Source organism: Arthrobacter sp. FW306-04-A (assembly GCF_044358315.1).
Classification (GTDB): domain Bacteria; phylum Actinomycetota; class Actinomycetes; order Actinomycetales; family Micrococcaceae; genus Arthrobacter.
The window spans coordinates 3,868,481-3,882,202 of the sequence record NZ_CP084559.1 but is presented as its reverse complement, the minus strand read 5'-3'; the positions used below and the strand labels follow the sequence as shown (position 1 = coordinate 3,882,202).

The following is a 13,722-nucleotide window of genomic DNA, read 5'->3' as shown; positions in this document are numbered from 1 at the left end:
GCTGTGGCCTTACACGCCGCCGCGGCGAATCAGCTTGCCGCTGGGCGTCCGGCCGTCGATCTCGTTTCCGCGCAGGTACGTTTTGCGTACGACGCCGGAGAGCGCCTTGCCGTCGTACGGCGTGATCGGGTTTTTGTGCTTGAGCTTTTTGACGTCGACGACGAACGCGTCGTCCGGCGCGAAGACGGAGAAATCGGCGTCGTAGCCGAGCGCCAGCTGGCCTTTGTTGTGCAGGCGGGCCAAGGCTGCGGGCTTCTCGGACATCCAGGACACCACCTGTTCCAGGGAGATGCCGCGGTGCCGTGCTTCGGACCAGATCAACGAGAGCCCCAGCTGCAACGAGGATACGCCGCCCCAGGCCACGGCGAAGTCGCCGTTTTCCAGGTCCTTCAGGTCAAGGGTCGAGGGGGAGTGGTCCGAGACGATGCAGTCGATAGTGCCGTCCTGCAAGCCCTGCCAGAGCAGTTCGCGGTTGGATGCCTCACGGATCGGCGGGCAGCACTTGTAGGCGGTGGCGCCGTCGGGGATTTCCTCGGCCATGAGCGTCAGGTAGTGAGGGCAGGTCTCCACGGTGAGGTGCACGCCGTCGCGCTTTGCCGAAGCGATCATCGGAAGCGCGTCCGACGACGAGAGGTGCAGGATGTGCGCACGCGCACCGGTCCAGCGGGCTCGTTCGATCACCTCGGCGATGGCTTTGTTCTCGGCGCCGCGGGGGCGGGACGCAAGGAAAGTGGAGTAGTGTGCGCCGCCGGGGTGGGGTGCGTGGTCGATTGCGTGGGAGTCCTCGGCGTGGACGATCATGAGGGAGTCGAAGGACTTGAGCTCGGCCATGTCCTCTTCCATCTCGTCCGCGTCCAGGTGCGGGAACTCGTCCACGCCGGAGTGCAGAAGGAAGCACTTGAAGCCGAAGACGCCCTCGTCGTGCAGCGGGCGGAGGTCCTTCTTGTTGCCCGGGATGGCACCGCCCCAGAATCCGACGTCCACGAACGCCTGGTCCTCGGCCACTTCGCGTTTGAGCTTGAGGCCTTCCACGTTGGTGGTGGGAGGGATGGAGTTCAACGGCATGTCGATGATGGTGGTGACGCCGCCTGCTGCGGCAGCACGGGTGGCGGAGGCGAAGCCCTCCCACTCGGTGCGGCCGGGCTCGTTGACGTGAACGTGGGTGTCCACCAGGCCGGGAATGAGGGTTTCGTCGTCGGCCAGTTCAATGATCTCGGTGCCCTGCAGGCCGTTGCCCAAAGGTTCGATCGCGACGATCACGCCGTTGCGGACACCAACTTCGCGGGCGGTGATGCCCGCGGTGGTAAGGATGCGCTGGCCGCGGATGACCAGGTCAAACGGGCCGTGTGCTGTGGTGGTTTCTTCAGACATGGAGTTGCTCCTTGGTCTCGGTTCGCGCTGCGTCTTGGGTGAGTGCCGATTTTTCAGGTAGGCGCACGCCAATGTGCTTACCCAATTCTTCAAGCAGCGGCCCTGCTTCAGCTATACATTTCTCTACATTGGATTCGAGCCCGGTCAACGCATAGACCGACTCGAAACCGGACTCCGAAAGTTGTTCCGGGCTCAGCGTACTGCGGCCGCAGACCCCAATCACAGGGATACCGGAACGCGCCGCGGCCCGCGCCACGCCGATGGGCGTTTTGCCGAGCAGGCTTTGTTCGTCGAGGCTGCCTTCGCCGGTGATCACCAGGTCCGCGCCCGCCAGCCGCTGCTCGAGTTCAGTGAATTCGAGGACGACGTCGATGCCCGGCCTGCGTGCCGCGCCCAGCGCCGCGATGGCAATGTAACCGACGCCGCCTGCCGCACCTGCGCCCGGAGCCTGTGCGGCGTCCTGGGCTACGAGGCCGATCTCGCTGGCGAGGACCTGCACGAAGTGGGCAAGGGCCGCATCGAGAGAGGCGACGTCGTCCGGCGTCGCGCCCTTCTGCGGTCCGAAGATCGCGGCGGCGCCGGTGCGGCCCAAAAGGGGATTGTCGACGTCGGACGCCAGGACAAACTCGGTGACCTCCAGCCGGACGTCCAGGTTCGAGAAGTCGATCCGGTCCAGCCGGGCCAAAGCGGCCCCGCCGCCGGGGAGTTCCTGGCCGTCGCCGTCGAGGAGGACCGCGCCGAGGCCCTGCAGGACGCCGGCGCCGCCGTCGGTATTGGCACTGCCGCCGACGCCCAGGATGATGTGCCGGCAGCCCAGGTCCAGGGCGGCGCGGATAAGTTCGCCCGTGCCCAGGCTCGTGGAGCTTTTGGCAGTTTCGGAGTTCGGGGCGCTGCCGTCGCCGAAGCCTGGCAGTACCGCCAGCCCGGAGGCCGCCGCCATTTCAATGACAGCTTCCTCGCCGCGGACGGCGAACTCTGCCCTGATCGGCTGGCCTGTGGGGCCGGTGACAGTGGCGCTCCGGCGGGTGAAGCCGGAGCCGACGGCGGCGTCGAGAGTTCCCTCGCCGCCGTCGGCCACTGGAATGAGCGTGGTTTCAAAGCCCTCGCCCGGGTGGCCGGCCGCAAAGCCGGCCCGCAGTCCGGCGCTCAAGCGGCTGGCGACCTCGGGAGCTGACAGCGATCCCTTGAACTTGTCCGGGGCTATGACCACGCGCATTCCGTAACTCCTTCAGTACTTACTAGTCCAGCAGGGCGATGATCGACGTGGGGGCGTCCGCGCCGCGCTCGGCCAGTTCTTCGAACTCGTTCACGCCGTTGATCTCAACACCCATGGAGATGTTGGTGACCTTTTCCAGGATCACTTCAACCACCACGGGAACCTTGAACTCGCCCATGAGTGCCTTGGCCTTGTCGAAGGCGGCAGGCAGATCTGACGGGTTCTCCACGCGGATGGCCTTGCAGCCCAGGCCTTCGGCAACCTTGACGTGGTCCACGCCGTAGCCGTTTGTCTCGGGGCTGTTGATGTTCTCGAACGCCAGGGACACGTTCTGTTCCATGTTGAAGCCGCGCTGCGATTGGCGGATCAGGCCCAGGTACGAGTTGTTCACCACCACGTGGATGTACGGCAGGTTGAACTGTGCGCCCACGGCCAGTTCTTCGATCATGAACTGGAAATCGTAGTCACCGGACAGGGCAACAACGGTCTCGTCCGGCTTGCCGCGGACAACGCCCAGGGCGGCAGGACATGTCCATCCCAGCGGGCCAGCCTGGCCTGCGTTGATCCACTTTCGCGGGCCGAAAACGTGCAGCAACTGCGCGCCGGCGATCTGCGACAGGCCGATGGTGGACACGTAGGTGGTGTCCTTGCCGAAGGCCTTGTTCATCTCTTCGTACACGCGCTGCGGCTTGATCGGCACGTTCTCGAAGTGGGTCTTGCGCTGCAGGGAACCCTTGCGTGCGATGCATTCGGCGACCCAATCCGAGTAGTCCGGCAGGGTCGTGGCTGCCTGGCGCTCGCGGGCCAGCTCGATCAGCCCGTCCAGCGCCGCACCGGCGTCGGACGCGATGCCGAAGTCCGGCGAGAACACGCGGCCGATCTGCGTGGGCTCGATGTCGATGTGCACGAACTTGCGGCCGGCCGTGTAGGTGTCCAGGCCGCCGGTGTGGCGGTTGGCCCAACGGTTGCCTATGCCGATGACGAAGTCCGAGGCCAGCATGGTCTCGTTGCCGTAGCGGTGCGAGGTCTGCAGGCCCACCATGCCGGCCATCAGGGGGTGGTCGTCCGGGATGGTGCCCCAGCCCATCAGGGTGGGGATGACCGGAACGTTCAGCAGTTCGGCCAGCTCAACCAGCTGCTCAGAGGCGCCGGCGTTGATGATGCCGCCGCCGGCAACGATCAGCGGGCGCTCGGCTGCGGTGAGCATGTCCAGTGCCTTTTCCAGCTGCTTGCGGCTGGCCTTCGGCTTCTCGACGGCGATGGGCTCGTAGGCGTCGATGTCAAACTCGATCTCGGCCATCTGCACGTCGAACGGCAGGTCCAGCAGGACCGGGCCCGGCCGGCCGGAGCGCATCAGCTGGAAAGCCTTCTGGAAGGCGCCCGGAACCTGGCCCGGTTCCATAATGGTCATGGCCATCTTGGTGACCGGCTTGGCGATGGACTCGATGTCCACGGCCTGGAAGTCTTCCTTGTGCAGCTTGGCAACGGGGGCCTGGCCGGTGATGCAGAGCATGGGGATGGAATCTGCCCATGCGGCGTACAGGCCGGTGATCATGTCCGTTCCTGCAGGGCCCGATGTTCCGATGCAGATACCGATGTTTCCGTCCGCTGCACGTGAGTAGCCGTCAGCCATGTGGCTGGCGCCTTCAACGTGGCGGGCCAGGGTGTGGCGGATGCCGCCGTGTGCCCGCATCGCGGAATAGAAGGGGTTGATTGCCGCGCCTGGCAGGCCGAACGCCTCGATGGCGCCTTCCTTTGCCAAGATGGCGACGGCTGCGTCTACAGTGCGCATCTTCGTCATGGTGTGCTCCTTGAAAAGTCTGTTTTTGGGTGTAGTGGGGGAGCCGCCGTCGTGAAGTACGACGGCGGTTGCCCGGTTTTGCTTGTTTCCGGCCTGTCGCCGGGATGCTTTAGTTGCGGCCGCTGAGCTGGAGGACCTGCTTGAAGAGGCCGGAGTGGTCGAGGCCGCCGTCGCCCTGGTTGACGGTGGCGGCGACAAGCTGTGCGACGACGGCGCCGAGCGGGATTGCGACGTTGGCTTCGCGGGCTGCGGAGGTGACGATGCCGAGGTCCTTGTGGTGGAGGGCCAGGCGGAAGCCGGGGTCGAAGTTGCGGTCGAGCATCTTCTGGCCCTTCTGGTCGAGGACCTTGGAACCGGCCAAGCCGCCGCCGAGGACTTTGAGGGCTGCGTCCGTGTCCACGCCGTAGGCCTCGAGGAAAGCGATAGCCTCGCCGAGGACCTCGATGTTGACGGCCACGATCAGCTGGTTGGCTGCCTTGACGGTCTGGCCGGAGCCGGAGGGGCCGACGTGGACGATCGTCTTGCCGACGGCGTTGAGGACCGGCTGGGCTGCTTCGAAGTCGGCTGCGTCGCCGCCAACCATGATGGAGAGGACGGCGTCGATGGCGCCCTGTTCGCCACCGGAGACCGGGGCGTCGAGCGGCCGGATGCCGGCTGAGACGGCGTCTGCCGAGAGTCGGGCGGCGACGTCCGGGCGGATGCTGCTCGCGTCGATCCAGAGGGCGCCCTTCTTCGCGTTGGCGAAGACACCGTCCGGGCCGCTCACCACACCTTCAACGTCGGGGGAGTCCGGCACCATGGTGATGACGACGTCGGCGTCCTTGACGGCGTCGGCGATGCTCGTGGCACCCTTGCCGCCTTCGGAGACGAGCTTGTCGATCTTGTCCTGGCTGCGGTTGAAACCGGTGACGGTGTGGCCGGCCTTGACCAGGTTGATGGCCATGGGAAGGCCCATGATTCCGAGTCCGATAACTGCAACGTTGCTCATGATTTTCCTTACTGAAGTCTTTGTTTTAGCTCAGGTGTGCTGATTGCTGGTTCGCTGGCCGCTCTGGTGAGTGCCGCCGTCGTTTGCTAGCTAACGGGGGGGGTCGCTAGTGGGAGGTGGCGCGCTGGCGGATGGCCCAGCTGAAGGCCGTTTCCAGCGGTTCCTTGTACTCGAGGCCGATGTAGCCGCCGTAGCCGAGCTCGCGGCTGCGGGCGATCCATTCGCCGAGGGGAAGCTCACCGGTTCCGGGAGCCCCGCGGCCGGGGTTGTCGGCGATCTGGATGTGGCCGAAGTCCTTGGCGTGGTTTTCGATGACGGCTGCGACGTCGTCCCCGTTGACTGCGAGGTGGTAGAAGTCGGCGAGCAGTTTGACGTTCGTAGCGCCGGATTCTTCCTTGACGCGGGCGATCACCTTGAGCGCGTCGGCGGCGTTCAGGAGCGGGTACTTGGGGGCGCCGCTGACCGGTTCGAGGAGGACCGTGCCGCCGATGCGTGCGACGCCTTCTGCAGCGCTGGCCAGGTTTTCGGCGCCGATGGCGTCCTGCTTCTCAGCGGATTCGCCGTCCACGCGGTTGCCGTAGAGGGCGTTGAAGGCCTTGCAGCCGAGCCGCTCGCCGATGCCTGCGACAACGTCGATGTTGTCCAGGAACTCGGAAGAGCGGGCGGGCCAGGAAACCAGGCCGCGGTCGCCGCCCGGCATGTTGCCGGCGTTGAAGTTCAGGCCGGTGAGCTGAACGCCAGCGTCCTTGATGGCGTTCTCGAACTTCGTCGTTTCTGCATCCGTGGGAACGGAAGTCTCAAAGGGCCACCAGAATTCGACGGCGTCAAAGCCGGCAGCTTTCGCGGCCGCGGGGCGCTCGAACAGGGGCAGCTCCGTCAGGAGGATGGAGCAGTTCACTGTGTACGTCATCGTAGGTGTCCTTCCGGGGGAGGGCTTGGGATCCATGTTCCGCTTGGTTTGTTCTCTTGGCTGGTTTGCCTTGGTGAGTTTCCGCTGTGTGGAATTTAGATTCTGCTTTATGAAAAGTTTAGGGAAGGTGGGGATGGGAGTCAAGGGGGTGTGGGGTGGACGGGGTTTGGGATACCAAATGGGTGGGGTTGGGGTTGTCGGGCGGACTTCGAACGAATGTACGCGAATCACCAGCTAAGCTTCTCGACATGACAGCTGGGGCTAAGCTTCTGGATGAGGACGTTGTTGCCGCGTTTCCGGAGTTCGAAATTGCGACGCCGAGACTGGGCGAGGGAAGCTTCAAGGCCGCGTTTTTGGCGTCTTCCGGTGACGAAACGTTCGTAGTGAAGATTCTTCTCGGAAGCGAGGACTCCGACACCGACGAAGAGGTTGTCCTCGATCAGCGTTTCATTCGCGAGATTAAGGTCATGGCAGAGCTCGATTCCTCGAGGATTGTAAAGCTGCACCTGCCGGTCGAGACGCGGAAAATAGGAAGGTCTGTCAAGGTTTGGTACGCGGAGCCTCACTATGCTGGCGGTTCCCTAGACTCCATTTTCGCAAGTCGGAAGCTATCCAAAAGGGAGATTGTGGTCCTTGCCCTGCATCTGTTCGAGGGCCTCCGTGCACTTGAAGTCGCGGGAATCATTCATCGTGACGTCAAGCCAGGCAATATTTGTCAGACCGCGGACGGTGGCTTCGTTCTGCTCGACCTCGGAATTGCCCAGGTCTTGTCCCTCGAGCCTCTCACTGCAACCAATGCAGTCTCACCGAGAACGAATCGGTACGCCGCTCCTGAACAGTTTGTGGCGAGGGGGCAGACGTCGATCGATGCCAGAACGGATCTATTTGCTGCTGGGATTGTTCTATTTGAGGCTGTCACAGGCAGACACCCTTTCTTCGAGGGTGAATCGATGTCGTTTGACAGCTACTACCGCCGGCTCACAAGCCATCAACCAGGCCAGTTGTCAGACGAAGACTGTGATCCTGCACTTCAAGTAGTTATTGATAGATGTCTGGCTGCGAGACAGAATCGTCGCTTCAGGACTGTAGGTCAAGCACTAAATCATCTAAGAGAACTGGAGCCCTCGCTGTGACCTTCGTCCTACAACACGGCTATGGGAAGGCCGACAAGATCGAATCGGTTGCGGATCATGCTTTGGTCTCTGCGGTGATTCTCAGTCCAACTGACGAAGATGCGGGAGCTCTGGAGCACACAGTGCGCAGACTCAAAGAGCGTGGCATTGACCCTCTTTTGGATCCACAGACTTACCTGTACACGGCGGGCGTAGACCTTGCTGGTCGCTGCCATCCGGACAACGGCCTCAATTTCCCCCCAATCCGATGGTCCCAGTCACCTCGTGAAGTTGAAAGTGTGGTTGCATCGGTCGGTGAGGCCAACAGTCGGGTGGGCATTCACGACACCATGATCGCTCCGTCAATCCTGCAGTCTTCATTTGAAGACATATGGACCCCGTTGGGTATTCAATATGCACGTGCCGCAGCCGACGCCTGGCCAAGCAAGCGGGTTTACGCCTCAGCCGTTTTTGAGGAAATGGCATTCGGCGGATGGGAACAGATCAATGACTGGCTTGATGAGGTCACGACAATTGATCTTACCGGTTTCTATCTGCTGACAAATCAGCGTAGTGCTTCTGCCTACCCGGCGACAGGCTGGGCAGCTGATCGCTTGGCAAATGCTATGCGCATGATCTATACCCTGACGGAAATAAACAACTATGAACTTCTCTGGGGGTATTCAGACGTAGAGGGACTGCTCGGTATCGCGGCCGGGGCCACGGGTTGTGCGACTGGTTGGCATAACTCACTTCGGAGATTCAGCGTTGACAAGTGGCGACCTAAGTCCGGCGGCGCCCAGCCCATTCCACGACGCTTCGTGGGCTCTCTCCTCAGCCCTCTGCGAATTGAAGGTGAGCTTAGCGCCATCCCTCCCGTGGGAAACGCACTGCTTGGACCGGCTTCCGTCGCCGACGCCGTATTCACCAGCTACATGGGGAACCCCGAAATTTGGAAACGGGGAATTGCGCAAAAGCATCACATGGTGAGTATCGCCACACTGGTGAATGAACTTGCCTTACAACCCGTTCCCACCAGGCTGGGCACCCTCCAAGATTGGATCCACGAAAGTCTCAGTCTGTTCGATAGGCTGGCCGAGCGGAATCTGGTATTCGAACGATCCTATGTGAGTAAGCTCCGTGTACTGGCTCGCGCAATAGCGATTTTCAGAGACGAGGAGGGTATTTAGCCCTCATCTCTCGCGCAGCTAACTCCAGCAACCAAAGCGCGTGCCCAGGATGCAGATCTGACTTATTTGCCCCCACCCGCCAATCTGGACGATGACGGGCAAGGCAGATGAAGCCTAGATCGTATGTGCGAAGGTATGGTTCGGATCGACCCAGAGCACCGCTTTCGGGCAGCATTATCGCCGCCCGATGAGCTAGATGTCTGAATCGACTGGCCTGTCGGATGGCTTGCTTCCAGTCCTTCATTTTGGCTTCGATCGCGAGCGAGTCGACGACAGCCATTGAGTAGCGCCGTATGGACGTTCGCGTCCAGAGTCTCCCTACCGTCTTTGGCAAGGCATGAGAGTTAGCCAATTGTGGAGCGACCGGGGCCGCATATGCAACAAGCGCCCGCGCTTCTGCCAACGTTGCAACGCGAAGCCCGGAACCCACGTAAGCGTTCAAGGCCGTCATGGACACAACAACAACTAGAACATCAGGGCGGCCCCGTCCAATGGCTACCTCTGGAATCACAATCACGCTGCGCCCGGGGCCTGGAGGAAGTAGTTGCTTCGATGAGCGGCGAAGCGCACTAGTTAATGCAACTTCATGAATGGCTTTGCCTACTGTGTGTGTCATTTCTTGTTTCGTTGAGTTTGGTTTTGGGACAGAGAAGCGCTGGCGATTCGAGCCCCCTGGATGTCGCCTCGAGCTACGGAACAGCTTCCAATGATACGTCGTCTATCTTGGCGGTGCATTCTGCAGTTCGATGATCGCTTGCCCCTCCAACAGCTACAGGTGAAGAATGGACCTCTCTTCTGTCACCCCGCCGCAACCGCGAAGCGATATGGACGCAGAACCGAACTGCTCGCTATCTCGGTGCCCGTAGTTTTTTTATAGTAAAAAGGAAATCCTTCCAACTCGCTCTGTCTAATTCGCCAAATAATATGTCCACTAGGCGACGTGCTTCACGCGCAGTCTGCAGCGGATCGCTTCAACCTCGGACCGCTTGATATCAAGGCGAACTCGGCAATTTTTCCCCCGCAAGGCGGTTAAGGAATGTTCTCAAGACGTGCCTCATTCCGAGAATGGTCGCGGCCAGCTAAAGCCTCTCCTTGATGATCAAATTGTCCGAATTTGTACGGAACCAGAATGGTTGTGCCGATTGTGGGAGACCATTTAGATCTGTGGCAGCCTTTGTAGCAAGATCAAACACCCAAGTTAGTGTTTCGGCAGGATAATCTGCATCAAGTTCCTCATTCTTAATGCCATGTGCTTTTGTGCTCATTCTCCAGTCTCCACTTCTTTATTGATTTCAGATAAGGCCTGTTTGCTATCTTGCCATTTCTTTGCGAAAGCGATAATTAGCTGTGATTCCGATTCTTCGGCGCCCAACAATGGATCTGCAGATGCAAGCTTCCACCTTTGAGTGGATGGATCGGGGTAGCCGAATGTTCCATCTGGATTCCTTTTTCTAACGCCTGCAGAAAACGCTCGCTCAAAAATTTTTCGCGCTGTTCCCCAGAACGGAGTTACCAAAACTCTATTGCCGTATTCACTTGAGGATGCTGACAAAGCTTCCGTGTACATGTCCCACGCAAGAGACTTAGGGTAAGGGTCTACATATACGACGCGCATAATTCCAGATGCTATTATAAGTCGCATGCACATGTGACACGGAAACGCTGTAGTGTAGAGCGTTGCACCTTCGATTGATGCGCTAATGCGGGCGGCTTGGGTTATTGCGGTCATCTCGGCGTGCGAAATACGCCCGAATTCAATTAGCGACATTGCCCGAGTTCTCTTGACTGCGCCATCATTTACATCTTGAATTGCCTGCAGCCTCTGTTGCACAGACATCGATGAGTATGGTTCGGCCAGGGCGCCGCTATCTGCAAGAACATCGAGAAGCTCAGCCATTGTTTGGGCAGTCATTCGCTTGTTGTAGTCATACCCGCGCCGAAAGTCTCTAGCATCCACGCTGTCACCCGACCATGCCAAGCCCCCGCCTGGCGATGGCACGTCATTGCAGCCGAGGGAGATCAATTCGCCGTTTGCGGTTGTAATAGCTGCCCCCACCTGACGTCCTGGATCTGCTGATCTCAGTGATTCGGCGAACGCATGGAACATGCTCAGCTCATCCCGTGTTGGGGTCAAGAATGGTGAACCGAATAGGATGTCAACCAATCGTTGGCATTCAACTTGAAGGTCGCCAGCCATATTGATGAAGTAATCAGCTAATGAGTAGGTTTCTCGAACTCTTTGACCCAGGTTTGATGCTGCGTCTAGTTCATCGCGCTCCATTAAATGTGCTACCCGGGCGGCTACATTCTGCAAAGTCGGGTCGGCATAAGTGAGTTGTTGTTTCAGGTTATGTTCTCTTGAAGACGAATCTTGATAGACGCCGATAAGAATGAATCTGGATCCATAAAGTTCCCGAAGCAGTTGAACCTCATCTTCGTGCTTCAGTGTTCTCAGAATCCATGCGAAGCGTCGTTCCTGTGAGTTAGATTTAGTTGATTCCAGTCGCTTCGACCTAATTTTGCTTATTGCAAGTCCAGCAACGGCGTCGCCGCTGTCAAGCTGCTTTCTGAGCAAGTCTCCAAGATTCATCTTTTCTTCGTAGTAGCCATCATCAACAGTTACGCTATTCGAGCTTTCAGAATGAGATGCATCCGCACCGAGAAGAGCGCTCAGGCGTATTACCTCGCTGTCATATTCGAACCGTCGAAGCTGGCTTTGTAATTGCACCAAAAGGAGATCTAGTTCTGTTCCGATTGGCGCCACAAGGCCGATAACAACCTCGAAATTCTGTTCAACGACGCCATTCATTAGCATCCGAGATGACTCCTGACTTCTTGAAGATATATTTGACGGTCTTCTCACGGAGACTGTGGTCTCCGTTGCATTACGCGATCGGTTTCTACCTGTGCTGATATCTTGGGAGCGTTCTGCCTGTGAAGATTGGACGACCTGTCTTGAAGGCCGTTCATCTTCGAGTGCGTCTAAGCACATCGTAGCCACTGGGTGAGACGTTTTCACGGAGTCGCCTCCGGACTGGCCGATATCGAGGTGCTGAACCGATGATTGGCGGCCAGTGACTCTGCGAATGGCGTCGTCGAATGGGATTACTCGGGCCCCATCGTATCCGCTTCAAGGATTCGTCTCACACCTGCCTACACGGTGCTAGTTCGTCCTCCGCAGCTGCCACGAACCCGATCCGTCCGACTGTACTGGCCAGTGGCTCTTCGACCACGGCAGCGACGTCTTCTCGAGGTCTACGGAACCACAACTGAGGGCCGCCACGTGATCCAGGGCATAAGCGACGACGGCTCCTAGTAGACGTGCGCCACTGACCGGTCCGGATGATCCCATCCATCACCCGTTTCCGGGGAATGGGGTTGTGGACGATAGGTACCTGGTCAGGTGGCAGACCTAAACGAATCCGTCACATTGTAGTGAGGCCATGCGCCGGAGAATAGGATCGGGGATTTCCATCCACATCCCGCAACCGTACAACCTCCAAAAAACCTTCGTATCCGAAGCATACAAACCCACACCAAGGACCTAGAAGCCACTGGTATGTCATGAATACCGTCGGCCAGTTTGATTGCGTGGTCCTTGACGAGCCGTTCAACGGGACTGACAACGAGGGCGTGGCCTACATGGTTGAGGAGATCAGACGCTGGGCCGAATCCAAGCTGGTTGTCATTTCGACCCATTCACTTCAGGACTTGCTCCCGGAAGCCATCACGGTCCGGCATGAAGATCTCAAGTCGCAGGTCGTTAGCGGGTTGGGCGATGGAAGCATGGGCGCGGAATAGGACACTGCGCATGCTGCTTTCGAGAAACGCGGCCATCACGATCGGATGAAACACCCATCTAGGTGGAAACCGTCGATTTACCCCTAGGCCCGCCGCCAGCCACACCTAGATTGAGCTATCTCACCCCTAATTCCGGTCTCCGGGCACCTAGTTTCTCCCATCTCGCCACCTAGGCCCGTTTTGGCGTCGTAGTCTCCTTCACGAGGACGGACCCCGTTCGACCGAGTGTCGGAGGGTCGCCCTGACGAACGCACGCAGCGGACAACTTATTGGGGGTTGGGAATTGAAGCTGAGTCAGCAACAGACCATTGCAGCAGCTGTGGATCAATGGATTACGGGCATTCCCGGGCGGATACCGGATCATGCCATCTTCGTTGAGGATCCCGGACATGAGTCGTTTGCAAAGGAACTTGCCGGTGAGCAGTCGATCGTCTTTGTGCTTGACGGCGGCGGGGGAGATGACGCGGTCATCCCAGTCTCCGGGTTCTTCAATGTCGCAGGTGAAGAACTCTTGGTTGGTGGAACCCTCAATCTGGAGATCCAGGACTATGTGGCCATTCCGTTCGTCAATCTCATCGGCGTCACCGTAGTCAGGATCACCACCGCTGAGGACTGGCAGGCCTTCTTCGATGACGCAGAAGAATCCCGACGATCGGGTTACTTCGTGCGACAGCTCACCGAAGTGAACGCCGTTCTTGCCGAGCGGGGCCTTTTGGACGGCAGCCCAGCTATCGGTTCCTCGCTGGCAAGGCTCCACATCACACGAGACGGAAGGGTACTCAGCGGACCCTACGGATCCCAGATCGGTTGGGCCGGAGACTCCTTGGCCGACATTCACAAGAGGTGCCTCGCGCTCCAACCGGAATCTTCGCTCGCTTCTGTCTGTGACGTTGAGGTGATTCGTAAGTCCCTTGACGCCAGGCCTTGGATTCCCCGCTATTTGGCGGCATTGGATGCTTGGAAGTTCATTCCCCAGGGCAATCGCGCCGATACTACGCTGGTCGGTTTCGGTGCCAGTCTCTACGGCGCATCGCCCACTGATGATCTCCCATCACCACGCGCACCCTTCATCATCCATAGGGCAGGAGAGCACACGCTCCTAGACACTGCGTCGGGACGCACTTTCAGACTCGGACCTGATGCCGCAGCGATCATCGAGGCACTCTCGAATCTGCGTGATGTCCAGACCGCTGCGTCCGCCGTAGCAGCCCCGCTGGGCATTTCTGCAGCGGTTGCTGAGGAATCCGCACGGGTGATTCTCACTCAGTTCGAACAGGCAGGGGTGGACGTTTTCGGCGCCAGCTGAATTCCGAACCTTCACTTTGCCGGCCAC

General features: G+C 59.4%; 11 protein-coding genes. 4 read left to right on the top strand and 7 right to left on the bottom strand.

From position 1 onward, the window contains the following. Positions 1–9: 9 nt before the first annotated feature. The 5 genes from allB to LFT43_RS18045 form a co-directional block, all read right to left on the bottom strand. Positions 10–1,371, bottom strand: coding sequence for an allantoinase AllB (gene allB, locus LFT43_RS18065; protein ID WP_395799164.1), 1,362 nt, complete (start codon positions 1,369–1,371; stop codon positions 10–12). Then, positions 1,364–2,587: a glycerate kinase gene (locus tag LFT43_RS18060; protein ID WP_395799162.1), complete on the bottom strand. Its 1,224-nt coding sequence runs from the start codon at positions 2,585–2,587 to the stop codon at positions 1,364–1,366. The genes allB and LFT43_RS18060 overlap by 8 nt, the downstream gene beginning before the upstream one ends. Positions 2,588–2,609: 22 nt before the next feature. Then, positions 2,610–4,388 carry a glyoxylate carboligase gene (gcl, locus tag LFT43_RS18055; protein ID WP_395799160.1) on the bottom strand — a complete coding sequence of 593 codons (1,779 nt, stop codon included), beginning with the start codon at positions 4,386–4,388 and terminating at the stop codon, positions 2,610–2,612. Between the two features lie 109 nt (positions 4,389–4,497). Next, the gene (locus LFT43_RS18050; RefSeq protein ID WP_395799158.1) at positions 4,498–5,376 is read right to left on the bottom strand and encodes a 2-hydroxy-3-oxopropionate reductase; all 879 of its coding nucleotides are present in this window, start codon (positions 5,374–5,376) and stop codon (positions 4,498–4,500) included. A 106-nt stretch (positions 5,377–5,482) separates the two neighbouring features. After that, complete coding sequence (locus tag LFT43_RS18045; RefSeq protein WP_395799156.1) at positions 5,483–6,286, bottom strand: hydroxypyruvate isomerase family protein; 804 nt, start codon at positions 6,284–6,286, stop codon at positions 5,483–5,485. Between the two features lie 248 nt (positions 6,287–6,534). Here LFT43_RS18045 and LFT43_RS18040 point away from each other — a divergent pair, with 248 nt between their 5' ends. Both LFT43_RS18040 and LFT43_RS18035 read left to right on the top strand, forming a co-directional pair. Further along, positions 6,535–7,419 carry a serine/threonine-protein kinase gene (locus LFT43_RS18040; RefSeq protein ID WP_395799154.1) on the top strand — a complete coding sequence of 295 codons (885 nt, stop codon included), beginning with the start codon at positions 6,535–6,537 and terminating at the stop codon, positions 7,417–7,419. Next, positions 7,416–8,588 (top strand): hypothetical protein, encoded by a 1,173-nt coding sequence (locus LFT43_RS18035; RefSeq protein ID WP_395799152.1) that lies wholly within the window; start codon positions 7,416–7,418, stop codon positions 8,586–8,588. The genes LFT43_RS18040 and LFT43_RS18035 overlap by 4 nt, the downstream gene beginning before the upstream one ends. A gap of 1,079 nt (positions 8,589–9,667) precedes the next feature. Here the strand turns inward: LFT43_RS18035 and LFT43_RS18030 are convergent. Together LFT43_RS18030 and LFT43_RS18025 are read right to left on the bottom strand one after the other, a co-directional pair. After that, complete coding sequence (locus LFT43_RS18030; RefSeq protein ID WP_395799150.1) at positions 9,668–9,853, bottom strand: hypothetical protein; 186 nt, start codon at positions 9,851–9,853, stop codon at positions 9,668–9,670. Continuing rightward, positions 9,850–11,397, bottom strand: a complete 1,548-nt coding sequence (locus LFT43_RS18025) for an anti-phage dCTP deaminase (RefSeq protein WP_395799148.1) — start codon at positions 11,395–11,397, stop codon at positions 9,850–9,852. The genes LFT43_RS18030 and LFT43_RS18025 overlap by 4 nt, the downstream gene beginning before the upstream one ends. A 755-nt stretch (positions 11,398–12,152) precedes the next feature. Between LFT43_RS18025 and LFT43_RS18020 the strand changes: the two genes are divergently transcribed. Both LFT43_RS18020 and mpaB read left to right on the top strand, forming a co-directional pair. Then, positions 12,153–12,389: a hypothetical protein gene (locus LFT43_RS18020; protein ID WP_395799146.1), complete on the top strand. Its 237-nt coding sequence runs from the start codon at positions 12,153–12,155 to the stop codon at positions 12,387–12,389. A gap of 319 nt (positions 12,390–12,708) precedes the next feature. Then, entirely contained in the window at positions 12,709–13,695 is a 987-nt protein-coding gene (gene mpaB / locus LFT43_RS18015; RefSeq protein ID WP_395799144.1) for a daptide biosynthesis RiPP recognition protein, read from the top strand. Positions 13,696–13,722 lie beyond the last annotated feature (27 nt).